At 62.6% G+C, this 23,265-nt stretch carries 15 protein-coding genes; 11 read left to right on the plus strand and 4 right to left on the minus strand.

Going from position 1 to position 23,265, the window contains the following annotated elements:
- Window positions 1-109 precede the first annotated feature (109 nt).
- The 3 genes from ACQRC0_RS02265 to ACQRC0_RS02275 all read left to right on the plus strand — a co-directional run bounded on the left by ACQRC0_RS02265 (window position 110) and on the right by ACQRC0_RS02275 (window position 4,485).
- Window positions 110-2,308, plus strand: a complete 2,199-nt coding sequence (locus tag ACQRC0_RS02265; protein ID WP_427727438.1) for a DEAD/DEAH box helicase — start codon at window positions 110-112, stop codon at window positions 2,306-2,308.
- Window positions 2,309-3,281: 973 nt separating this feature from the next.
- Window positions 3,282-3,485 (plus strand): type II toxin-antitoxin system RelB/DinJ family antitoxin, encoded by a 204-nt coding sequence (locus ACQRC0_RS02270; RefSeq protein WP_117734431.1) that lies wholly within the window; start codon window positions 3,282-3,284, stop codon window positions 3,483-3,485.
- An 88-nt stretch (window positions 3,486-3,573) separates the two neighbouring features.
- Window positions 3,574-4,485: a CPBP family intramembrane glutamic endopeptidase gene (locus ACQRC0_RS02275; RefSeq protein WP_427727440.1), complete on the plus strand. Its 912-nt coding sequence runs from the start codon at window positions 3,574-3,576 to the stop codon at window positions 4,483-4,485.
- On the opposite strand, the gene ACQRC0_RS02280 is transcribed toward ACQRC0_RS02275, so the two are convergent.
- Window positions 4,482-6,626 carry a YgiQ family radical SAM protein gene (locus ACQRC0_RS02280; RefSeq protein ID WP_427727442.1) on the minus strand — a complete coding sequence of 715 codons (2,145 nt, stop codon included), beginning with the start codon at window positions 6,624-6,626 and terminating at the stop codon, window positions 4,482-4,484. The genes ACQRC0_RS02275 and ACQRC0_RS02280 overlap by 4 nt on opposite strands.
- A 250-nt stretch (window positions 6,627-6,876) precedes the next feature.
- Here ACQRC0_RS02280 and ACQRC0_RS02285 point away from each other — a divergent pair, with 250 nt between their 5' ends.
- From ACQRC0_RS02285 to ACQRC0_RS02300, 4 genes are all read left to right on the plus strand, one after another.
- Window positions 6,877-7,593, plus strand: a complete 717-nt coding sequence (locus tag ACQRC0_RS02285) for a YoaK family protein (protein ID WP_154515938.1) — start codon at window positions 6,877-6,879, stop codon at window positions 7,591-7,593.
- 230 nt (window positions 7,594-7,823) lie between these two features.
- The gene (fucO, locus tag ACQRC0_RS02290; RefSeq protein ID WP_154515935.1) at window positions 7,824-8,990 is read left to right on the plus strand and encodes a lactaldehyde reductase; all 1,167 of its coding nucleotides are present in this window, start codon (window positions 7,824-7,826) and stop codon (window positions 8,988-8,990) included.
- A 604-nt stretch (window positions 8,991-9,594) separates the two neighbouring features.
- Window positions 9,595-10,638, plus strand: a complete 1,044-nt coding sequence (locus ACQRC0_RS02295; protein WP_427727444.1) for a M42 family metallopeptidase — start codon at window positions 9,595-9,597, stop codon at window positions 10,636-10,638.
- 138 nt (window positions 10,639-10,776) lie between these two features.
- The gene (locus ACQRC0_RS02300) at window positions 10,777-12,150 is read left to right on the plus strand and encodes a hypothetical protein (protein ID WP_427727446.1); all 1,374 of its coding nucleotides are present in this window, start codon (window positions 10,777-10,779) and stop codon (window positions 12,148-12,150) included.
- 8 nt (window positions 12,151-12,158) lie between these two features.
- Here ACQRC0_RS02300 and mnmA read toward each other — a convergent pair whose 3' ends face one another.
- Together mnmA and cysK are read right to left on the minus strand one after the other, a co-directional pair.
- Entirely contained in the window at window positions 12,159-13,424 is a 1,266-nt protein-coding gene (gene mnmA, locus ACQRC0_RS02305; RefSeq protein ID WP_427727447.1) for a tRNA 2-thiouridine(34) synthase MnmA, read from the minus strand.
- An 18-nt stretch (window positions 13,425-13,442) separates the two neighbouring features.
- On the minus strand, window positions 13,443-14,381 hold the full coding sequence (gene cysK, locus ACQRC0_RS02310; protein ID WP_154515926.1) for a cysteine synthase A: 939 nt from the start codon (window positions 14,379-14,381) through the stop codon (window positions 13,443-13,445).
- A gap of 252 nt (window positions 14,382-14,633) precedes the next feature.
- Between cysK and ACQRC0_RS02315 the strand changes: the two genes are divergently transcribed.
- Window positions 14,634-15,062, plus strand: coding sequence for an RrF2 family transcriptional regulator (locus ACQRC0_RS02315; protein WP_154515923.1), 429 nt, complete (start codon window positions 14,634-14,636; stop codon window positions 15,060-15,062).
- Between the two features lie 137 nt (window positions 15,063-15,199).
- Here the strand turns inward: ACQRC0_RS02315 and ACQRC0_RS02320 are convergent, their stop codons facing one another.
- A complete protein-coding gene (locus ACQRC0_RS02320; RefSeq protein ID WP_427717799.1) occupies window positions 15,200-15,565 on the minus strand; it encodes a phage holin family protein in 366 nt (121 codons plus the stop codon).
- Window positions 15,566-15,891: 326 nt separating this feature from the next.
- Here ACQRC0_RS02320 and ACQRC0_RS02325 point away from each other — a divergent pair, with 326 nt between their 5' ends.
- The 3 genes from ACQRC0_RS02325 (at window position 15,892) to ACQRC0_RS02335 (ending at window position 23,160) form a co-directional block, all read left to right on the plus strand.
- The gene (locus ACQRC0_RS02325; RefSeq protein WP_154515917.1) at window positions 15,892-16,191 is read left to right on the plus strand and encodes a YerC/YecD family TrpR-related protein; all 300 of its coding nucleotides are present in this window, start codon (window positions 15,892-15,894) and stop codon (window positions 16,189-16,191) included.
- 240 nt (window positions 16,192-16,431) lie between these two features.
- Window positions 16,432-19,530, plus strand: coding sequence for a PD-(D/E)XK nuclease family protein (locus ACQRC0_RS02330; RefSeq protein ID WP_427727448.1), 3,099 nt, complete (start codon window positions 16,432-16,434; stop codon window positions 19,528-19,530).
- 3 nt (window positions 19,531-19,533) lie between these two features.
- The gene (locus ACQRC0_RS02335) at window positions 19,534-23,160 is read left to right on the plus strand and encodes a UvrD-helicase domain-containing protein (protein ID WP_427727450.1); all 3,627 of its coding nucleotides are present in this window, start codon (window positions 19,534-19,536) and stop codon (window positions 23,158-23,160) included.
- The last annotated feature ends 105 nt before the right edge of the window (window positions 23,161-23,265 follow it).

Below are 23,265 nucleotides of genomic sequence, written 5' to 3' on the forward strand. Positions count from 1 at the left end.
AACGTCCTCTCTGTGCGCACCCGTTTTTGTATGTACTAGCGCACTACCAAGCACGCCCGCGCGGCCGCATGCCGTGCCCCTTGCGCGTGCAGATAAGGAACAACAACATATGCGTAATTCTGTATCCGACGTCACCGACGCCGAGATCCTGGACGAGACCCGCGAGGCCATGGCCCAGGCTGCCTTCGATGCGGCCGACGAGGCCAGCGCCGCCGAGACCGTCGAGTCCGCTACCGAGAACCTGCCCGCCTTTGACGAGCTGGGTCTTTCGGACGAGATGCTTCGTGCCATCGAGAACCTGGGTTACACGGCGCCGACGCCCGTGCAGGCCGGCTCGATCCCCGTGGTGCTCGAGGGCCGCGACCTGCTTGCCGCCGCTCAGACCGGCACCGGCAAGACGGCCGCCTTTTTGCTGCCGACCATGAACAATCTGGAGCACATCGCTCCTCCCAAACCTGTGCGCGAGCGCGGCGGCCGTAACCGTCGTCGCGGTGCTAAAAAGCCCGAGGGCAACGGCCGCGGCCCCGTGATGCTCGTCATCACCCCTACGCGCGAGCTCGCCCAGCAAATCGACGAGGTCGCGAGCAAGATCGCCGACGTCACCGGCCATGTTGCCGTGACCGTCGTGGGCGGCGTGAGCTACAAGCCGCAGACCGCTGCCCTCAAGTACGGCTGCGACATCCTGGTCGCAACGCCGGGCCGTCTGGTCGATCTGATCGAGCAGGGTGCCTGCCACCTGGACGAGGTCAAGGTGCTGGTGCTCGACGAAGCCGACCGCATGCTCGACATGGGCTTTTTGCCCGCCGTTCGCCGTATTGTGCGCGAGACGCCGGCCGAGCGCCAGACGCTGCTGTTCTCGGCGACCCTTGACGAGGAGGCCGTGGGCGAGATCACCGATCTAGTGAGCGACCCGGCCCGCGTGGAGATCGCGCCCGCCACGTCGACCGCCGACACCGTCGACCAGTTTGTGTTCCCGGTGTCCATCGAGGCCAAGAACAACCTGCTGCCCGAGTTCCTCAAGAAGGAAGGCCCGGAGCGCACCATCGTCTTTATGCGCACCAAGCACCGTGCCGACAGCTGCTGCCGTCGTCTGGAGCGCAAGAGCATCAAGGCTGCCGCGATTCATGGCAACCGCAGCCAGGCCCAGCGCGAGCGCGCACTTTCGGCCTTCCGCGACGGTACCGTCGACGTGCTGGTGGCAACCGACGTGCTCGCCCGCGGCATCGACATCAGCGACGTGCGCTACGTCGTGAACTTTGACGTGCCGGCCGAGCCAACCGACTACATCCACCGTATTGGCCGTACGGGCCGCGCCGGCGAGCTGGGCTGGGCCATCACGTTTGTGACCGAGCAGGACGTGGATGAGTTCTACGAGATCGAGAAGCTCATGGACAAGACTGCCGACATCTACGAGGCCGGCGACTTGCACGTGGGCCCCAATCCGCCCGCGGTTGACCCCGAGCGCGACCCTGCGGCCTTTAAGGTGAAGAAGAAGACCAAGCGCGGTAAGTCCAAGAGCAAGAAGAAGCTTGAGCAGGCGCGTCGCGACGGCAAGCGCAACGGCGACGATTACGGCGATGTGGCCGGTCGTTCCAACCGCGGTCGCGATGAGCGTCGTGGCGACAGCGAGCGCCCGAGCCGTCCCAAGCGCGGCGGCAAGACCCGCGTGCGCGAGGGCGTTCAGGCTCGCGTGGACGAGGCCGTGGAGAGCGTGGCCCGCGAGGTGGCTGCCGAGGAGCGTGCCGGTGCTGTTGAGCAGGGCCCGCGCGGCAACCGTGCCGAGCGTCGTGCCAAGCAGTTCCAGGGCGAGGCGCACCGCCGTCGTCGTGAGGACGAGGACCGCGGCGGTCGTCGCCGTGTTGAGCGTGAGGACGAGGGCCGCGGTTCGCGCGGCGGCAAGCGCGGCGCGGGCGACCGTCGTCGTTCCGGTCGCGATGACGAGCGCGGCGGCCGCGGCGGTGAGTCCCGTGGCGGCAAGCGCTTTGAAGAGCGCGGCGGCCGCGGCGGTGAGCGTCGCGAGGATGCTCGCGGCAATGGCGGCCGCAGTGGCGCTGGCCGTTCTGGCGAGTCGCGCGATCGTCGCGACCCGCGTGCCCGTCGAGATCGTCGCGATGATTGGCGCAACTACGACGATACCCGCGAAGAGCGTCGCGGCGGCCACCGTGGCGGTCGCGGCGGCAACCAGGCCGGCTCCCGTGGTGGCCGTGCCGGCGGTCGCGATAACCGTGGCAGCTATGGCAACAGCCGTGGCGGCAAGCGCGGCGGCAGCTCCCGTCGCCCCGGTGACGGCGGCGGCGAGCGCAAGTAACATGCGCGTCGCGCGGTAAGGCGACACGAGTTTGGGCCTCGAGCAGACTATGCTCGGGGCCCTTTTAGTGGGCTCGGTATTAGTTGGGGCGAGTCTTCTTCGTGGAAACGCGCGGAGACGGTCGTGGCAAGAGATACGGGCTATCGACCTAGTTGGAGATTCGCGTATGCGGGGGGCCGACATCAACGCAGGGCATGAGGTTTTCTGCTGACGCGCGGCGGCTGCGGTGCCCGGGCGGACACGCCGGGGATTTCGCCCGCTGCCTGGCGCCCTTGCCGCCATCCGGCTTTCGCGCTCGCATTCTTTTGGATGCGGGCGTGTTTTTCGTGGCGCGCACGGGTCCCCCGGGGCGCGCCGTGCATTTTCGGGAGTTTTCAGCAAGCCGGGGTGGCTGCATACGCGCCGGAATCGTCTTTTTGAGCCAGCGGGATCCTTCGGCAGGCGATTTGGGTTGGCTGACGGCGTCCGGCGCGGCGATAACGCGCGTTTCGCGTCGCGCCGTGCCCCAAAACGACGCCAATCGCGCGGCGTCCACGATTCGCGGCACCGCCTGCGGGGGCCGCGATGCTGAAAACTCCGGTATTTGCACGGTACAAGCGGGGGTACGTTGGGACGAGAAGGGGTGCCCCCGTCTTTTTATGCATGGCATAAGCGAAATTATGCAAGACAATAGGGCGCCATGCGCCGGATACCCAGCCTGGGCGCGCCATACGCCGACGCTTAGGCCCTCGATATCTCGGACATCATCACGCTCTAAATACTAACCCAGCAACAAAATAATCCGTCTTTTCTCCGTCCCCATGGGACCGGGTGTGGTATTCTATCTGCCGGGTATAACTTAGGAATACCAAGTAATACCAACGCCGCAAAAACAAACTCCAGATGCGGGCCAATCGGGTTGCCTTCACAGCCCGTCGCCCAGCCGCGTGGCCCGCATCTATCCGCACCACCGTCGTTTCAAAAAGGAAGCGCCATGGCAGAACACATGACCCCGGTTGTCGCGAAGGTCTTGCCCGAGGAAAAGGCGGCCTTCGCGGCGGCAACCCAGCTCGTGGGCACCACGCCGTCCAACGCCATCCGCATGTTTATCGCCGCGTTCAATCGCTGCGGCACCTTCCCGTTCGACATCTCGCCCAACGGGGCCTTTGGCACTGCACCCGATTCTCATCAACAATGACTGTCCCAAACTGCCGGTACTTGGGGACGTTCCTTGTCTGCCGGCAGTTAAGGAACGTCCCTCAGTGCCGGGTTTTGAGGAGGTTGGCATGCTCAATGCGATAGCGTGGGCGCTCGCCTGTTTTGGCGTCGTCGCTGCCGATATAGCCCTGAGCGTGGTTCTGTTTTCTGTTTTCGATGCCGTGTCGGTGCTGACGGGCTATCCGATCGACAATCTCGATATTCAATGGTTCCAAGCCGCCGCTCAGACGGCGTCGTTTTTGATGGCGCTGCTGTGGTGGCGTTATCTGTGGCCGCGCTCGTTTATGGCGCGTTCGCAAAGCGAGCATCCGCTCGGCGGGGGAGCGCGTGGGGCGTGGAAACGCATCGCCTGCGTTATCGTGATCGGTCTTGCCCTGCAGGTGGTCGTTAGCTACGTGACCGACGCCGTGCTGTCGCTGTTGCCCGATGCCGCGGCCGACTACAGCGAGCTTGTCGAGGAAACGGGCATGGGCGATACCAGTCCTCTTGCCGTCCTGACCACGGTGCTCGGCGCGCCGTTTTGCGAAGAGCTCCTGGTGCGCGGTGTTATCTTTGAGTTTTCACTGCGTGCGTTTAATCCCCAGTGCCGTCCGCTCTGGAAGCGCCGGCGTCGTGCGAGTGCGCAAGACGGCGCCATAGTGTCCTGGGCGGCCCCAAGCACGTGGGGTGTCGCCGCGGCGATTGTGCTGCAGGCGGCAATCTTTGGTTTTATGCACATGAATTGGGTGCAGGGTTGCTACGCGGGTGCCGCCGGCCTCATCTTTGGTTGGGTGCTCGTAACGACCGGAAAGCTCCGCTACACGATCCTGCTGCACTTTGCGTTTAATGCCGGGTCGTATCTCATGGGCCTGCTGTGGTTTGTGAACACGCCGCTCGACGTGGCAATTACGGTCGCCATCGCCGGCGTCATCCTCGTTGAGGCAATGCGCTCGCTGCGCCACGCGTGTGGGATGGACGCAGCGAGCGCATTGCTGCCTTAGTTGCGGCGACCGCCTCCGTTGGCACCCTGACGCCCCTGAGCCGCACGGTTGCGCCCGGCGGTGTTCTGCGCGCGCGACATGCCGCCGTGGCCCTTGCTGCCCTTGGGTCCCTTGGCTCCAGCGCCGCCAGCGCCACCGTGGCCCTTGCCGCCCTTCTTGCCGGTGCCATGTCCGCCGCCGGCAGATGTCTCGCCCGGGCGTGGCGGCACGGGGCGGATCAGGCAATGCTTGGTGTAGCCGATCAGGTCGCGACGGCCGGCTTTCTCTAGCGCCTCGCGCACGAGCTTATAGTTCTCGGGCTTGCGATACTGGATGAGCGCGCGCTGCATGGCCTTTTCGTGCGGGTCGCGCGCCACATAGATCGGCTCCATGGTGCGCGGGTCCACGCCGGTGTAGTACATGCACGTCGACATGGTGGACGGCGTGGGGTAGAAGTCCTGCACCTGCTCGGGCATGTAGCCCATGTCTCGCACGGCCTCGGCAAGGTCCACGGCTTCCTTCATCGTCGATCCGGGGTGGCTCGAGATCAGATACGGCACCACGTACTGCTTGAGTCCGTACTCGCGGTTCAAGCGTTCAAATTTGCGGCAGAATGCGTCGTAGACGGCTCGGCTCGGTTTGCCCATCACGGAAAGCACCGCGTCGCTCACGTGCTCGGGTGCTACGCGTAGCTGGCCCGAGACGTGGTGCTCCAGCAGCTCGCGCAAAAACTCGTCCGAGGCATCGGCCATGGTGTAGTCGAAGCGGATGCCGCTGCGGACAAAGACCTTCTTGACGCCCGGCAGCTGGCGCAGGTCGCGCAGCAGCTGGGTGTAGCCGCTCTCGTCGACCACCATGTTCTTGCACACGCTCGGCCACAGGCATCGCTTGTTCTTGCATACGCCGTGCTTGAGCTGCTTGTCGCAGGCGGGACGGCTAAAGTTGGCCGTCGGCCCGCCCACGTCGTTGATATAGCCCTTAAACTCGGGATCGTGCGTGAGCAGCTCGGCCTCGCGCATGATCGAGTCGTGGCTGCGCATCTGCAGCACGCGACCCTGGTGGAAGGTGAGCGCGCAAAACGAGCACTCGCCAAAACAGCCGCGGTTGGAGCTAATGGAAAACTTGATTTCGGCAAAGGCCGGCACGCCGCCCGCCGCGTCGTAATCGGGATGCCAATCGCGTGCGTAGGGGAGCTCGGCTACCTCGTCCATCTCGTCGGTGGTGAGCGTCGCCGACGGCGGGTTCTGCACCACATAGATGCTGTTGGGGTAGGGCTCTACCAGGCGATGTCCGGTGATGGGGTCCATATTCTGCTGCTGCACGTTAAAGCTTCGCGCGTAATTGAGCTTGTCGGCGGTAAGGTCGTCCCAGCTGGGCAGCAGGTCGTAGTCGTAGACCTCGTCGAGCGAACCCGTGCGGTAGACGGTGCCGTTGATATAGGTGATCTGATCGACGGGCAGTCCCGCGTCGAGCGCGTCGGCGATCTCGACAATCGCGTGCTCGCCCATGCCGTAGATGAGGATGTCGGCACCCGAGTCGAGCAGTACCGAGCGCTTGAGCTTGTCCTGCCAGTAGTCGTAGTGGGCCAAGCGACGCAGGCTTGCCTCGATGCCGCCGATGATGATGGGGGCGTCCTTGAATGTCTGGCGGATGAGGTTGCCGTAGACCGTGACGGCACGGTTGGGGCGGTGTCCCTCCTCGCCACCGGGGGTATAGGCGTCGGTGTGGCGGCGGTGCTTGGTCACCGAATAGTGGTTGACCATGGAGTCCATGTTGCCGGCGCTGACGAGAAAGCCCAGGCGCGGCTCGCCGAGCACGGTGATGCTGGCGGGGTCGGTCCAGTCGGGTTGGCAGATGATGCCCACCTTGTAGCCGTGCGCGTCGAGGACGCGGCTGATGATGGCCATGCCAAAGCTGGGATGGTCCACGTAAGCGTCGCCGCAGATGTAGACAAAGTCGCACTGGTCCCAGCCGCGCGCATCCATGTCGGCGCGGCTGACGGGGAGGAACTTATCGCGGCCCGGGCGCCAGGGGCGGACAGGCGCTGCCGGGGCATGCGCGGGGCGCGAGCCCTGGGCTTTGCTTCCACGCTTTTGCTGCTGGCCGCGTTGGGCATGCTTGCCGTGCTGGTTGTGCTGAGCGTCCTGGGGCTTTTTTGCCACGATTCCTCCCGGTGTTTGTATGCTGCACGTAATTGTAACCAGTCTTTTTGGGACGGGGCTAAAAAGACTGGTGGAGTACACGAGGTGTCGGGTGTCGATGCCGCGCCCGCCGTTTGTTTCCAGACGGTGTATCTGCGCGTTGGGGAATTCGTCTCGCGCGCACGCCATGTTGTCAATGGGTTACAGTATGAACGGCGGCTATGTTTCCGCCGACGCACGAGAGGGTCGTCAACAAGGAGGGCGCACGACGATGCAGCGTGCCAAACAGATATCGGAGTCTATTGAGCTGGGCATCATCTTGGCGCTCGCCGGTGGCTTTATGGACGTTTATTCGTACATTGGGCGCGACCATGTTTTCGCCAACGCGCAGACGGGCAACATCTTGCTGGTGGGCGTGAGTATCTCGGAGGGCAATTGGGCGCTCGCGGGGCGCTATTTCTTCCCTGTGGTGTCGTTTGCCGTGGGCATTATGCTTGCCGACCTGGTACACGAACGGTTTGGCAGCGTGATTCACTGGCGCCAGGTGACGGTGTTCTTTGAAGCCGTCATCTTGCTGGGCGTGAGCTTTATCCCCGGTGGCGGCTACAACTTGCTCGCCAACTGCCTCATCTCGTTTGCCTGCGGTATGCAGGTCGAGAGCTTTCGCAAGATCCACGGTCACGGCATTGCCACGACCATGTGCATCGGTAACCTTCGCAACGCGCTGCAAAACGTGGACGACTACATCATCACCCACAAGCGCGGCTTTTTGGAAAACGGCCTGCTGTACTTTGGCGTGATCTTTACCTTTGTGTTTGGCGCTGTGCTGGGAAACTGGTGTATTGAGCGCATGGGGCTGCACGCTATTGCGGTGGCGAGCGTGCTGCTGTTCGTGGCGTTTGCCATCATGTTTATCGACCGCGAGCGCGACCTGCGTTTTCGCTGGAAGCGCGCCTGCGAAGATTGGAAAGAGGCCTGCCAAAAATAGCGGCATGATGTGGCAAGGGGCTGACCCCTTGCCACACTGATCAATAATGGGGATGGGGCGGTCATCTCGGCCGCCCCTTTTTTTGTTTAGTGGTCAGGCGGTGGCGATACCAGTTGTTGAAACGCTTTAAATAATCTGACGTTCTCACGAGTTTTTCGCTTCAAAAGCGTTAGGATGGGAGCAATAGCGTGGGGCGTAATGGGTGCCCCGCATACGATGGGAGGCTATCAATGGCTAATCGTTTCGTTCTCAACACCATTTCTTATCATGGTTCCGGCGCCATCAAGGAGATCCCCGGCGAGCTCCAGCGTCGCGGCTACAAGAAGATTTTCGTCTGCTCCGACCCCGATCTGGTCAAGTTTGGCGTTACCGCTAAGGTGACCGATGAGCTCGATGCCGCCGGCATCGCTTGGAGCCTCTACTCCGAGATCAAGCCCAACCCCACTATCCAGAATGTCAAGGACGGCGTCGAGGCCTTCAAGGCCGCCGAGGCTGATGCTATCGTGACCGTCGGTGGCGGCTCCTCTATGGACACTGCCAAGGCCATCGGCATCATCATCAACAACCCCGAGTTCGCCGATGTCCGCAGCCTCGAGGGCGTTGCTCCCACTAAGAACCACGCCGTGTTCACCATCGCCGTGCCGACGACCGCCGGTACCGCTGCTGAGGTGACCATCAACTACGTCATCACCGACCCCGAGAAGGTCCGCAAGTTCGTGTGCGTCGACACCAACGACGCCCCCGAGGTCGCCGTCGTCGACCCCGACATGATGGCTTCCATGCCCGCCGGCCTGACCGCTTCCACCGGCATGGACGCTCTGACCCACGCCATTGAGGGCTACACCACCAAGGGCGCTTGGGAGCTCTCCGACATGTTCCACTTTGAGGCCATCAAGCTGATCAGCGAGAACCTGCGCGACTCCGTTGCCGAGGCCAAGTCCGGCCAGCCCGGCTCCGGCCGCGAGGGCATGGCTCTTGGTCAGTATGTCGCCGGCATGGGCTTCTCTAACGTTGGCCTGGGCATCGATCACGCCATGGCTCACACCCTGTCCGCTCACTACGACACCCCGCACGGCGTCGCTTGCGCCATGCTGCTGCCGATTGCCATGGAGTTCAACAAGCCGGTTTGCGCCGAGCGCCTGGCCAAGGTCGCCGTCGCCATGGGCGTTGACACCACGGGCATGAGCACCGATGAGGCTGCCGACGCCGCTATCGCCGCCGTTAAGCAGCTCTCCGCTGACGTGAACATCCCGCACGTCTGCGAGGCCATGAAGGCTGACGAGATCGAGGTCCTGGCCAAGGACGCCATGGCCGATGCCTGCTTCCCGGGCAACCCGCGTGAGGCGACGCTCGACGACGTCATCGAGCTCTTCAAGAAGATCTGCCCGGCTGCCTAGCCCAGTTTGGTGGTCCTTCGCCCGTAGGCGTATGGTCTTTTGACTTGCCGCTGGCCCCGCCGCGCTACGCACGGCGGGGCTTTTTGTGCTGCGTCGATGTCTTGGGACGGGTAAAACTAAAGCATGCTGCCCGCTGCGGATAGGTGGTGCACTTCCCAGCGTGCATTTTTGGGAGTATTCAGCAAGCTCTTAAAAATGCATAACGTTTTGAAGGGTCCGTAGTGGCCCACAGGCGCCCATCGACAGCCATTGTGGGCGGGCTATCGATGAGTGGAGGGGGTTGTTACTGAGTTTCTGCTTTGCGACGACCTGCAACACTGCTGTAACCGCGTCGTTTTGTCGTTCGCGATGGGGTCGTTGGGGCCCACGGTGCTGAATACTCCGTTTTTTGCACGGCCCAAGGTGGGGTACCCTGAGACGAAGCAAAAAGATTCCTCATTTCTATGCAGATACCGATAGGATTTATGCAAGATTGGGATTGTAAGACGTGCGCGTGCACAAAACCGGTGCGGGGACGTCGGGAGGCGGCTCGGCTCCTAGGGCATTGACCGTGCAGAACGGTTAAAATCGGGACTCGGTCTTAGTTTTACTTGGAAGGACGCATATGGCTTCTAATATTGATGCTTCTCTAGAGGAGACGCTCTCCTATATCGCGGGACAGCTTAAGACGCTGACTTCTATTGCTTCGCCTACGGGCTATACCCGTGCGGCGACTGATTATCTAATGGAAACGTTGCGCGATATGGGCTTTGGCCCCGAGCGTTCCAATAAGGGCAACGTGCTGGTTGAGCTTGGCGGCGAGGGCGAGCCGCTTGTGTTGGCGAGCCATGTCGATACCCTGGGCGCCATGGTGCGCTCCATTAAGGACAATGGTCGCCTGCGTCCCACGACGCTCGGCGGGCATCAGTGGTCTACGGCCGATGGCGAGAACTGCACCGTCTACACGCGCGGTGGCAATGTGTACACGGGTGTGGTCCTCAATACCGAGCCTTCGGCGCACGTGGCCGACGAGCCGGTCAAGGCCATCGAGAAGAACATGGAAATCCTGCTCGATGAGAATGTCGACAGCAAGGATGACGTGCTTGAGCTGGGCATTCAGACGGGCGACATCATCGCTATGGATCCGCGCACCACGGTGACGGAGAGCGGCTATATTAAGAGCCGCTTCTTGGACGACAAGCTGTCGGCCTCCATTTTGCTGGGTTTGGCCCGCGCCGTTGCTGACGGCGAGGTGACGCTTTCGCGCAAGGTTTCACTGCTCTTTACGGTGTACGAGGAGGTCGGCCACGGTGGCGCTTTCGTGCCGGCCGACACGTGCGAGATGATCAGCGTTGACATGGGTTGCGTGGGTGACGATCTGGGCTGCACCGAGCGCATGGTGTCGATTTGCGCCAAGGATTCGGGCGGCCCCTACAACTACGATCTGGTGACCACGCTGTCCAATATCGCGCGCGAGCTCGAGCTCGATTACGCCATCGACGTGTACCCGCATTACGGCTCAGACGTTGAGGCCACGCTTTCTGCCGGCTACGACATCCGTCACGGCCTGATCGGCCCCGGCGTGTACGCGAGCCACAACTACGAGCGCAGCCACATCGACGGCGTGCGCAATACCTACGAGCTGGTTCGCGCCTACGTTCAGCGCTAGGGGAGCAGCTTGCGACTCGGCTGACCAATCGCTAAGGCCCGATTTCTCGGGCCTTTTTTCGCTTTGGGTCGTTTAGTATTATGATATATGTAATATATTAACTAAACGTGTAAATTACTTAACGAGGTGATGCGGTGTATGGATACGTCTGAGTACTTGTCTATGGGTGATGCTGCCCGCCTGCTGGGCGTTACGAAAGCCCGCATATCTCAACTTGCCGCATCGGGAACGCTCGCGTGCGATATTGTGGGCGGACGGAAGATGGTCGAGTACAATTCCGCGGTCGCTTATCAAAAGGTCCGCAAACGTGGACGCCGTCCTGCGGCCGATGTGGGGCGCAAGTTTACGCTGATGTCGGCCGACCATGAGGTCGCGCATGTCTCATTTGATCCGTCGCGCGAATTTCCCTTCGAAATCGCGGAGGTCCTCGATGCACAACGAATGCCGTTTGGCACGTGCTCGAGCTCTTCTCCTACGGTGAATAAACGGGAGTTCAACGTGTGGTGGAGCCATCGGTCGGTGCCCGATGTTCGCCCCGGACTCGTCTCGCGCTATCGTGAACTGGGAATTGCCAGTGGCATCGAGGTCCCGGTTCAGTGCCTGGGCCTCTCGCTTTCGGATTGCTATTGGCTGCGGCCGGCAGAATGCGACGGGCTCAAATGGCGAAACCTCAATTACTTCGAGAATGATTTTGAGCGATCGGCGCCCGAGGGACGTTCGGGTTGGCTGGAGGGCATCGGTCTTAAAAATCCCGACAACACATCCGAGGGCGAGCTTCCTAAATCGTGGATGATTCGCAATGCTGTTCGCGTTCTGGTCAAGGGGTGCGGCATGGACGATCAGCGTCCCTTTAACGAGGCGGTTGCAACGGCGCTACATCGTCGCTTGTTGTCGGAGGGCGAGTTTGTTCCTTATACGGTTGAGCGAATGTTCGATGGCCCTGTGTGTCTGTGCGACGACTTTCTTGACGGCCGCGAGGAATACGTTCCGGCTGTTTACGTTAAGGGCGCACTTGGTAGCCAGCGGGGAAACTCGACATACGACCGGTACTGCCGCTTCCTTGGTAAGCATGGAGCAGACGAGGCTGCCGTGAGAAGGTCTATGTCGCAGATGATTGTCTGCGATGCCCTTTTGGCCAACAGCGATCGCCATTGGCGAAACTTCGGCATCATCCGCAATGTCGACACCCTGGAGATAAGGCCTGCTCCGCTGTTCGATAGCGGCAACTGCCTGTGGTACAACGTACCAACTGCCGTGCTCGCAGCTGGGGAGTTTGGGTTTTCTGCTAAGCCGTTTGGGCCCGACCCTTCCGTCCAGCTGGCGCTTGCGGACTCACTCGATTGGTTCGATTCATCGCGGCTCAACGGATTTGTTGATGAGGCGATCGAGATTCTTTCGCAGAGCGAATGGGCCACAGCGGAGGGCCGGCTCGAGTCCATTTGCCGCGGCCTCGAGCGTCGCGTTATCGAGGTGAATGCTGCTGTTGAGGTGCTTCGACACGTGCGGCGATAATCCTGCGGCTACCTGATGGCGGCAGTTACCGTGCCGCCGCCCAGGACGACGTCGCCGCGATAGATAACGACGGCCTGTCCGGGGGCGACGGCACGCTGCGGCTCGTCAAAGGTCAGAAGCATCTGTCCGTCGGCGCCACGTGTAAGGGTCGCTGCCTGGTCCTTTTGACGGTAGCGGTACTTGGTGCCCACGCGAATGTCGCCGGACGTGAGCTCTGCCTCCATGCGGTCGGCAGGGGCGCTCCAGATCCAGTCGTTGGCCGTGAGTGCTGTCGCCGTCAGGTCCTCAGCCTCGCCCAGATGCACAATGTTGTTGGCGGCATCGACGCCCGTTACATACACGGGGCGCGCCATCGCGACGCCCAGGCCCTTGCGCTGGCCGACGGTATAGCGCAGTGCGCCGTTGTGGCGTCCGACCACGCTGCCGTCGCGCCATACAATATCGCCCGGCTCGGCGGCATGCCCACAGCGGCGCTCGATATAGCCCGCGTAGTCGCCGTCCGCGATAAAACAGATATCCTCGCTCTCGGCCTTCTTGGCGTTGATGAAGCCCTGCTCGGCGGCAATGCGGCGCACGTCGCGCTCTTTGTCCAACCCTGCCAGCGGAAAGATTGTGCGTGCCAGGCGCTCTTGCGTGAGCGAATACAAAAAGTAACTCTGGTCCTTCTTGGAGTCTTCGCCGCGGTGCAGCTGCCAGGTGCCATCGGGCCCTTGGCTCGTTTTGGCGTAGTGACCCGTGGCAATGTAGTCGCAGCCCATATCGAGTGCCGCGTCGAGCAGCGCGCCAAACTTAATATGGCGGTTGCAGATGATGCACGGGTTGGGCGTCAGCCCCTCCTGGTAGGCGGTCACGAAGCGCTCGATAACGTTGCGGTCGAAGGCCTGCTGCAGGTCGAGCACATGGTGAGGTATCCCCAGGCGATCGGCGACGGCCTTTGCATCGGCGATGTCACGGTCGACCTTGCTCATACCCGTGACGGGATCGGGCGCAGGGCAGGTGAGGCGCATAGTGGCTCCGACGCATTCGTAGCCTTGGCACTTGAGCAGATAGGCAGTCACGCTGGAATCGACGCCGCCGCTCATGGCGACGAGCACGCGCTTGTTGTGCATGGGGAGGTTCTCCTTGGTGGCATGTGGCCAAAAAAGAAAAGCGGCGCGGGAGGCTGGTTCCGCGCCGCAGACATTGTAGCAAGTTCGGACGTCTCGTGGGACACCCTGACGGGATGGGCTCAGACCGCCGGGAGAGAGAGGAGGCAGGTTCGTCCCTGAGCTCAACCTATGGGAAAAAAGGCCCTAGTCCTGGAACAGTGCCGTGGACAGATAGCGCTCACCGGTATCGGCGAGCAGTGCCACGATGGTCTTGCCCTCGTTCTCGGGGCGCTTGGCTAGCTGCAGCGCGGCCCACACGGCGGCACCGGACGAAATGCCCACGAGCACGCCCTCCTTGTGGCCCACGGCGCGGCCGGTGGCAAAGGCGTCGTCGTTCTCGACGGGGATGATCTCGTCATAGACCTGGGTGTCGAGGACGTCGGGCACAAAGCCGGCACCGATGCCCTGGATCTTGTGCGGACCGGCCTGGCCCTTGGAGAGTACCGGGGAGGTGGCGGGCTCGACGGCGACAACCTGAATCTCGGGGTTCTGCTCCTTGAGGAACTCGCCCACACCGGTCACGGTGCCACCGGTGCCAACGCCGGCGACGAAGATGTCGACCTTGCCGTCGGTGTCGTCCCAGATCTCGGGGCCGGTCGTGGCCTTATGGATGGCGGGGTTGGCAGGGTTCACGAACTGGCCGGCGATGATGCTGTTGGGGGTCTCCTTCTGCAGCTCCTCGGCCCTGGCGATGGCGCCCTTCATGCCCTTGGAGCCGTCGGTGAGCACGAGCTGTGCGCCGTATGCCTGCATAAGCTTGCGGCGCTCGACGGACATGGTTTCGGGCATGGTGATGATCACCTTGTAGCCGCGAGCCGCCGCCACCGAGGCGATGCCGACGCCGGTGTTGCCGCTCGTGGGCTCGATGATGGTATAGTCGCCGCCGCGCACGAGCTTGCCGGCCTTCTCGGCCTCGTCAATCATGTTCTTGGCGACGCGGTCTTTGACGGACCCGGCGGGGTTGAAGTATTCCAATTTGACGAGCACGCGGGCCTTGAGGTCCTCATCGGCCTCAAAGTGAGTGAGCTCCAAAAGCGGGGTGTGGCCGATAAGCTGATCGATGGACGTATAAACCTTGCTCATGGTGAACCTCCAAAGTGTTCAAATGACTGGATACCGTGTGGTTTTACGGTGGCCTAGTAGCTAAACCCATAAACCTTATAGGTTGTTTGTTTAGCTGTTGGCAAGCATAGTAGACACTAAAGCCTAGTAATGCAATAGGAAATAGGAGATTATTACGAGCTGATTAACCACCTTGACTGGAATGGGTATTTTCAAAGCCAATTTTTCGGCTAGAATTTCAACGGATTAAAAGACCGAAAGGCAGCACTATATATGTTGGTTTCTACTAAGGGCAGGTACGCCCTGCGCGTTATGGTCGACCTGGCCGAGCACCAGGCGGCCGGTCGCATCCCGCTCAAAGAGATTGCGGCGCGACAGGGGATTTCCGAGAAATATCTCGAGAACATCTTGGCTACGCTCGTGCGCGCCAACATGCTCTCGGGCATGCGCGGCAAGGGCGGCGGCTACGTGCTCACGCGCCCGCCCGAGCAGTACACGGTGGGAGAGATCTTGCGCCTAACCGAGGGCAGCCTGGCGCCGGTCGCCTGCCTGGATGGCGACTGCAAGGGTTGCTCGCGATCTGATGAGTGCCCCACGCTCGACGTGTGGAAGAACCTGGACAAGCTCATCAACGACTACCTCGACGGTGTGACGCTCGATGCGCTCGTCGCCCCCAACGGGGGCTACGACTACGTCATCTAGCCCCACCAGCCATTTGGGGACGGGGTAGAAATGGTAGATTTTCTTGTCCTCTGAGGCTTGACAAAGGCGAAGGCCGTCCATCGTTGCGATGGACGGCCTTCGTTTTGGCGTGTTGTGGCGGTCCGTATCCGGTTGCTTTAGTTCCTGGCGATGCTGTCGAAGATGCTTCGAGTGATGGACACCAAAATGCTACCCATAAAGGCCGACCCAAAGCTGGCAATGGAGATGCCCGCACCCAGCAGATTTACCGATAGGTAGCTGGCAAGCTCGAGCATAAAGCTGTTGACTACAAGCTGAAAAATACCCAGCGTGATAATGGTGAGCGGCAGCGAGATGACCGTCAGGAGCGGCTTGACGAGCGAGTCGACGACGTTGAGGAACAGTCCCACAAAGGCAAAGCAGACCCAGGCGTCGGCCATGCCGAAGGGCTGAATGCCGGGGACGAGGAACGTGGCGATCGCGATAGCGATTGAGGTCAAAAGCCAGTTGAGCAAGAAGCGCATGGTGGGTTCCTTTCCGGTGCGCGTGACGTGTTGGTGGCGCGTAAGCTTGTTTGCCGCGGCGAATCGGATGGTTGCCTTGGCGTGCGCCTCTGCGTTGGGCGCCCATTGTCTCAGATATTCGTGGAGCTTGCGTGCGCATTCGGTTTCAAAACGGCGTTCGTCCTAAAAAACGCGCCGCTGACAGAGAGTCTTGTCACTTTAGTTTGGTGGTGTGCTAAACTGCTACGGGCAAAAGCTACATGCGTTGCCCTATTGCATAGAATGGGCGAACGATGCCCGGTGCCAGTATCAACTTCGATGCCTTTTGGCGGGTTTGGCGGTGATCGATGAATATCGAGAACATGTTTGACAAGCCTGATGTCAAGCAGCTAGTCCACGCATTTAGTCTTTTGGACGACGAGAAAGATATCCAAGCGTTTTTGACCGATATCTGCACACCGCGCGAGATTTGCGATCTATCGCAGCGTCTGCAGGTCGCGCGCTACCTGGACGAGGGCGAGCCCTATGTCGAGGTTCAGGTCCGTACCGGCGCTTCGTCCACCACGGTGAGCCGTGTATCCAAGGCGCTCAACGGCGAGTACGGTGGCTACCGCAAGATCCTCATTAAGCTGGAGGATGGCGAATAGGCCGCGGCAAAACGAATTGTGAAAAACCGCTCCTCCGGGGGCGGTTTTTATATGCCGAATAATTGGTGCAAGCGAACCTGTCCCCTTTGCACCAACGGACGAGTCTGCTCCCTTGGCACCAATGCGGTGCAAAGCGACTTGTCTCCAAAGCACCAAAACATGAAGCTGCGGTGGCAATGTGTCCGCTTGGGCGGGTAGGATGGATGCATTGATTATTGCGAACAGTTTGAGTGGAGGGCCATGCCTGTTCGAATCTATACCACTAATGCCGGCACGGATTTGAGCGATGCCGAGTCGGCGCTGCTTGCCGACCTTATTGCTCGCCACGGGCGTGCCGTGCTGCTGGCGCCAACGTTTGCCGAGCTCGACCTGTGCCGTCATGATGCGGCGGAAGCCGGCGTTTCGCTGGGCATCGATTACAAGACGCCCGCGTCGTGGCTTCGCTCGCTTTGGGAGCTTTTGGGCGACGGGCGCGGTTTCGTCGACAACCTGCAGCGCCAGATGCTGTTTTCGGACATGGTCACGCGTCTCGATGATGTCGACCTGCAGCCGCTTTCGCGCAGCCAGGGCACGGTGCGCATGCTTGCGCGCATGGCCCGCGATGTGCTGCCAGGTGTGGCGGGGACAGCTGCCGAGCGATGCCGTGGCAACAATTGCCGGCCTGAGCCAAAAAGCGATGCCGAGGCTCGTGTGTTCGAGCTTTTGCGTGCCTACGCGGGCGGTTTGGACCGTCGAGATATGGTCGAGCCCTGCGAGGCGGCTGACATTATGGCCAGCGCTCTGGCCGATAATCTGCCGGCGTGCGCCCGTGCCGTCTGTGTACGCGGCGTCACGTCGTTTACGCACGGTCTGCTCGAGCTGCTGTCTGCTGTGGCGAACAGTGGGGGAGAGGTCGTCGTGCTGCTTGCTCGCGAGCAGGCGGCGATGCGCGAGGAACTTGCCGCGGCATTTGATGCCAGCGGTGTGCTGTTTGAGGTCGCGCCGCTGGGGGAGGACGCCGTCGCGTCTGATGCCGCTTGTGGAACCACCGCTCAGCCTGCCTTTATTGAGGTCGCGGGCCCCCACGCCCGCGCTCATGCTTATGCGGACGCAATTGATGATCTGGTAAAAGCGCGCCAGGGTTTTGGGGTCGACGATACCGCCGGCCTCTCCGCCGACCCCGTACGCGTGCTCGTTGTTTCTGCCCGGGCACCCCAGCTGTTCGGTGAGCTTGCCTCTCGTCTGGCGGCTCGTCATATCGCTGCCGAGACAACTGAATTCACGGCGTTTTCCCAATCCATTGCGGGCAGGCAGTTTGCGGCGCTTGCCAGCTTGATCGAGCGCATGAAGGCGGCCGATGAGGGTGTGGCGTCAAAGACCGAGTGGTGGCCCGCGCCGGAGCTTACCGACTGGATCTACAGTCCGCTTTCGGGCGCTGATGCCGCCAATGCCCGTATCTTCGATAAGAATATGCGTCTCTCGCGTAGCAAGACTACCGCGGGCGTTAAGAGCCTGCTGCAGAGCGTGCAAGGCCAGGTGAGGGGCGCACGCAAGGCGGCGAGCGACGAAAACTGGTTTAAGAACGTACCGTGTGTGGTCTCGGACGTGTTCCAGGCACTGTGGCGCGACAAGCCCGTGACGGCGCTCAAGGCCATGCTTGCCGTTGCCGAGGCGTTGCCCGATCGCTCGCTGGGCAGCCTGGATGGCCAAGCTCGTCGCCAAGCGGAGACGGCCCTGCTGCGCCACGCCATCGACATCCTTATGAATGACGCCCGCGCGCTCGACGTGTCGCAGGCCGCGACCGTGCCCGTGCTCGATGGCATTCGCACCAAGGTGGACAAGCGTAGCACCGCCTACGATTACGAGACCTACGAGGTTGACGGTGCGCCACGTGCCCAGGTTCGCTTTGCCTCGCTTGCCGATGCGGCGGCTCTGCGCCCCGGCAGCTACGATGCCGTGCTGTTTGCCGATGTCGATCTGGACAGCTATCCGCTCTCACACGAGGAAGGACCGCTGGCCACGTTGGCTGCGAGCCTTGGTCGCGAGGGCGTGACGCTTGAGCCTGCGGCCTTGTTGCGCGTGCGCTTTGGCCACGCGATGCGGGCGGCACGTGGCCCGGTTGCGCTTGCGCGCGTGACGCACGATCGCCAGGCGCGCGAGTGCTATCCGGCTGCCGTGTGGACCGAGTTGCGGGCGCATGCCGAGGCCACCGGTGCCGCTCAGGTGACATGCGTGGGCGAGGGCGATATCGTAGGTGATTTTGACCCTGCAGCCGGCAAGGGCCTCAAGCGCGAGCGCGTGGTATGCGAGGCTCCTCAGCATTTGAGCGAGGCGGCCGTGCCATATCTGGTCTTGCGCCGTCGGGACGGCGAGGGCGAGGACGCGCCGCTTGTACCGCGTCTGACGTCTGCCTCGCAGATCGAGGCCTATTCCACCTGCCCGCTGTGCTGGTTCGTCTCGTATCGCGTTAAGCCCCAGTCTATCGACGCGGGTTTTGGCAACATGGAGAAGGGCAACTTTGTCCACGACGTGCTGGAACATCTGCATGCCCGCTTGCCCCAAGAGGGCATGGAGCGTGTGACGCCCGAAAACCTGCCGCGTGCGCAGGAGCTGCTGCACGAGGTCTTTGCCGAGACCTTGGCCGAGCACGCCGGCAAGCGTGGCAACGAGGGCCCGCTGGTGCCGCTCTCGCCGGTGGAGGAGCGTCAGGTGGCCGAGATCTTGCCGCAGCTGGAGGGCGTGCTTGCCTACGAGTCCGAGGCGCTTGCCCCCTTCGCTCCGCGCTACCTGGAGTTTGCGTTCAACGAGCTCCAGGTCGAGTATGCCGGTTGGCCGCTCGGCGGGCGCATCGACCGCGTGGATGTGGATGCCGAGAATCGCGCTGTGGTGATTGACTACAAGCATCGCACGGGCGTTGAGGAGTTTAAGCTCGCCGACCCCACGGTGCGCGACGAGGAATCGGGTACGGCGCCCATCGACGATCCGCGCTGGTTGCCGCCACATACCCAAACGCTCATCTACGCCCAGGCCATGCGCCGGGCGCTGGATTTGGATACCCGTGCGGCACTCTATTTTTCGACCAAGGGCGGCAAGCCCGCGTTGCGCGGTGCCGCGAGCGCCGAGCTGCTCGAGGAGGAGCGTGGCGACGGTCGCATCCCGGGCCTTAAGAAAGGTTTTCCCGGCGAGGGTGGCAGCATGGACTTCGACGCCCTGCTCGATCGCGTGGAGGCCGGCATCGCCGAGCGCTTGCGCGAACTCGAGGCGGGCAACGTCACTGCTGTCGACCCGGCGTCGACGCAGGCCGCGCATGCCCGCTGCTCGTATAACCACGAAGGAACGTTTGTAAGGAGGGACGTGTAGACCATGGATCTTTCGACCTTGATGCCGCAACAGCTGCAGATCGTCAAGACGCTCGACCGTCCGCTGTTTGTCTCGGCGGGCGCCGGTTCGGGCAAGACCTTTACCCTCACGCGCCGCATCGTCTACGCGCTCTCGCCCGAATCCGGCCCGTTCGTCGAGCATCTGGACCAGGTGCTCGCCATTACCTTTACCAAGGATGCCGCGGCCGAGATTCGCGATCGCGTGCGCCGTGCGCTTATCGACGAGGGCATGGACGAGGAAGCGCTGACCGTCGACGACGCGTGGATCTCGACCATTCACGGCATGTGCTCGCGTATCCTGCGCGCACACGCGCTGGAGTTGGGCATCGACCCCGAGTTCACGGTGCTCACCGATACCGACGAGCTCATGGACCAGGCTGTTGAGCATGTGCTGGCCCGCGCGACGGCACCCGATGCCGCCCCCGAGCTCGCGGCATCGCTCAAGGCCCTCTACGCCTGGTATCCCATGGCGGGCGAGGGCGGCCCCTTTGGTGCCGGCACGACCATCAAGGGCCTGGTGCGCGACCTGCTGGAGCTCTCGAGCCAGCTGCCGGGCGGTATGGACGACGTGTGCGTGGCGCGCGGCCAGGCCGATACCTCGGCGCTCGCCGATGCCTATCGCGCGGCGCTGGGCGCAAGCAAGGCGGCGACCGAGAAGGCGCAGACGGCGCTCGACGCCATCGACGCGTTCGAGGCGAGCGGCAAGACCATGGCCGATGCGGCGCGACTCATGATGTCGTGCACCATGCCGCGCGCGAGCAAGGCGTTCCCCAAGGAGCAGGTCGAGCTGCTCAAGGCCGAGGCCGCCGATGCATTTATCAATATCGTGCTTGCCTGCGGTGCCCCCGCGCTCGATGCACTGGTGGGCTTGGCCCGCTCTGTAGAGGCCGAGTATCGCGCACTGAAGGCTGCCCAGTCCGCCCTCGATAATAACGACCTGCTGCGCATGGCCTACGAGGCCCTGCGCGATTACCCTGCCATTCGTGCTGCGTACGAGGGCCGCTTTAAGATGGTCATGATCGACGAGTTTCAGGATACCGATCAGATGCAGGTCGATCTAATCCGCTACCTGACGGGTGCGGGGGAGCGCGCGCTGTGCACCGTGGGCGATGCGCAGCAGTCGATCTATCGCTTCCGCGGCGCCGAGGTCGAGGTGTTCCGTCGCCAGGAGCGCAAAGTGGAATCGACGGCGGCGTCGGAGACGGTTGCCACGTCCGATGCCCCCGCCGGCGAGCTCGTCAAGCTCGTGCGCAACTTCCGCAGCCACGACGAGGTGCTGCGCTATGTGGCCCGCGTCTTTGACGGCGATGACGGCGGCCTGATGCAGGGCTTTTTGGATCTTGAGGCGAGCGACGGCCGCAAGGACACGCTGGTGGCGGATGCCTCGCGCCGCCAGGCCCTCTTTGTTGCCGGCGGCAGTACGCAGGAGCGCACACAGGCCAAGGCCCGCGCGATCGCGGAGCGATTCCGCGCGCTTGCCGATGCCGGCCAGCCCCAGGGCGGCATGGTGCTGCTGCTGGGCCGCATGACCAACGCAGACGTCTACGCACAGGCCTTCCGTGACCAGGGGCTCGACTGCGTCATCGCGGGCGGCTCGGTCTTTGCCCAAGCTGCCGAGGTGCAGACGGTGCGCGCCCTGGTTTGTGCCCTCGCCAATCCGGCCGATACGGCGCAGGGTCTTATGCCACTGCTGGCCTCGCCGATGTTTGCGCTGGGCGCCCAGGAGTTCCTGGCGCTGGCGACCAAACTCGACGATCAGACGGGCGAGACGTCGCGCCGCAACATCGATGCGGGCATCATGAGCGATTCCGATGTGCCGGGCTTGCAGGGCTTGCCGCTCGTGACGCGTGCCCGCGAGGTGCTGCGCTACGCACTGCGTCGCGTGGGGCGTGATTCGTTCGCCGCCATCGCGCGCGACGCGGTCAATGCCTCCGGCTGGTTCGTGCGCCTGGCGCAGCGCGGCCCCGAGGGCAAGGCCATCGCCGCCAACGTGCTCAAGGCGCTCGATGCCGTGGCCGAGGCGGAGGCCGAGTTCGGTAACTCGCCGCGCTCCATTGCGCTTGCCTTCGATCGCTTCCTGGCGGGCAAGGAGGCCCCGGGCGCCCTCAACGAGGAGGGCGACGGCGCGGTGCGCATCATGACGGTTCATGCCTCCAAGGGTCTGGAATATCCGGTCGTGGCGGTCGCCGAGTGCTTTGGCGTGCGTAAGTCCTCGGGTGCGGCACAGATGGGTCGCGTCGGGGGCGGAGCGCAGGTCGTGGCGCTGCCGGCACGCTTCGACGGCGTTAAACTCTCGGACGGTACGTTCGTAAAGGGCGATGACGTCAAAAAGCAGTTTGAGCATGCGTTTAAGGGCAAGGGCACGTCGCTGTGGCTACCGCCGGAGCTCATGGAGGACGTCTGTGCGACGGGTTCTCCCGCCGAGGCATTTGCCCGCCTGCGCAACGACGACCTGCAGCTTTCGCTCGAGGAGCGGGCCCGTTTGCTCTATGTTGCCATGACCCGTGCGCGCGAGCTGGTGATCTTGGCGATGGATGCGGGCGTGAGCCGTGGCAAGGTGACGGTGCCGACCTTCGATGTCGAGACCGATCTGACCTACGACGTGTTGCGCCGCATTCTGCCGACCGACGCTCTGGACATGCCGCAGCTCGATGCCGACCGCCTGGTATTCGACAACTCCCAGCCGGGCGACTACGAGCTCATTTCGCTTTCGGACTTTACCTTTGGCGAGCAGGCGTTTGAGGCCAACGCTTCGCTGGATGCCGAGGGCAGGCTCGTTCGTGGCGATACCGATGTCGCCGATAATGCTGCATACTCAACCGTGCCCGGTCCTGCCGACCCCATGCCCGATTCGTTTGAACTCGTATATCCCCAGGCGGCGGGCGTGCGCATGGGCACGTGTCCGTTCCCGGCGCGTGATTCGTACAGCTATTCGTCGATCGCCGCGGCGCTCCATGCCGAGACGGAAGACCGTGCCGCCGAGGCGCGTGTTCCCATGGACGAGGCGGGCGACGATGCCGAGTCGGATGGCTCGGAGATGGCCGATGCAGACGTGGTTGCTGCCGAGCCCGCCGGCAACCCCATGGCGCTGGGCTCGGCGTTCCATGCCGCCTGCCAGTGGCTCATCGAGATGGGTGCCGATGCGCTGCCCGCTGAGCGTGCCGATGCGCTGACGCGCCTGTGGTGCCTGACGCCGGAGCAGCGCGAGCGTTTTGACGTTGCCCTGAATCGCTGGCTCAGGTCGTCGGTCCGTGCCGAGCTTCTTGCCTGGCCGTGCGTCCGTGCCGAAGTGCCGTTCTTCTCGCTGGGCTGCGAGGACAAGGACATTGCCCGCTACGGTGCATATGCCGAGGGCGCCATCGATGCGCTGGCGACCGACCCGGCCGATCCGTCACGCGCACTGGTCATCGATTACAAGACGGGTGGCACGCCGGATGAGACACCCGACCAGCTGCTCGAGAAGCACGCCCTGCAGGCGCGCGTCTATTCGGATGTTCTGCATAAGGCGGGCTTTAAGACGGTGACCGTCAAGTTCGTCCGCGTGGAGCAGACGGCCCCAGCTGTCTTAGTCGAGCTCGCCGAGCCCCAGGTGGTCACCTACAACCTCTAGCCCTCAATAACGTGCGGTGGAATCCTTTTCGATTCCACTGCAGCTCAGGGGTAGCTAATTTGGGACGGGGCTCTTTTAGCTACCCCCATACATCGGTTGAGATGT

The sequence above is a fragment of the Collinsella sp. SGI.033 genome, assembly GCF_050315135.1.
GTDB lineage: Bacteria > Actinomycetota > Coriobacteriia > Coriobacteriales > Coriobacteriaceae > Collinsella.

Excerpts from the sequence above, each read along its gene's own strand:
- ACQRC0_RS02265 (WP_427727438.1), top strand. The coding sequence starts at position 110 with ATGCGTAATTCTGTATCCGACGTCACCGACGCCGAGATCCTGGACGAG.
- ACQRC0_RS02270 (WP_117734431.1), top strand. The coding sequence starts at position 3,282 with ATGGCAGAACACATGACCCCGGTTGTCGCGAAGGTCTTGCCCGAGGAA.
- ACQRC0_RS02275 (WP_427727440.1), top strand. The coding sequence starts at position 3,574 with ATGCTCAATGCGATAGCGTGGGCGCTCGCCTGTTTTGGCGTCGTCGCT.
- ACQRC0_RS02285 (WP_154515938.1), top strand. The coding sequence starts at position 6,877 with ATGCAGCGTGCCAAACAGATATCGGAGTCTATTGAGCTGGGCATCATC.
- fucO (WP_154515935.1), top strand. The coding sequence starts at position 7,824 with ATGGCTAATCGTTTCGTTCTCAACACCATTTCTTATCATGGTTCCGGC.
- ACQRC0_RS02295 (WP_427727444.1), top strand. The coding sequence starts at position 9,595 with ATGGCTTCTAATATTGATGCTTCTCTAGAGGAGACGCTCTCCTATATC.
- ACQRC0_RS02300 (WP_427727446.1), top strand. The coding sequence starts at position 10,777 with ATGGATACGTCTGAGTACTTGTCTATGGGTGATGCTGCCCGCCTGCTG.
- cysK (WP_154515926.1), bottom strand. The coding sequence starts at position 14,381 with ATGAGCAAGGTTTATACGTCCATCGATCAGCTTATCGGCCACACCCCG.
- ACQRC0_RS02315 (WP_154515923.1), top strand. The coding sequence starts at position 14,634 with ATGTTGGTTTCTACTAAGGGCAGGTACGCCCTGCGCGTTATGGTCGAC.
- ACQRC0_RS02320 (WP_427717799.1), bottom strand. The coding sequence starts at position 15,565 with ATGCGCTTCTTGCTCAACTGGCTTTTGACCTCAATCGCTATCGCGATC.
- ACQRC0_RS02325 (WP_154515917.1), top strand. The coding sequence starts at position 15,892 with ATGAATATCGAGAACATGTTTGACAAGCCTGATGTCAAGCAGCTAGTC.
- ACQRC0_RS02330 (WP_427727448.1), top strand. The coding sequence starts at position 16,432 with ATGCCTGTTCGAATCTATACCACTAATGCCGGCACGGATTTGAGCGAT.
- ACQRC0_RS02335 (WP_427727450.1), top strand. The coding sequence starts at position 19,534 with ATGGATCTTTCGACCTTGATGCCGCAACAGCTGCAGATCGTCAAGACG.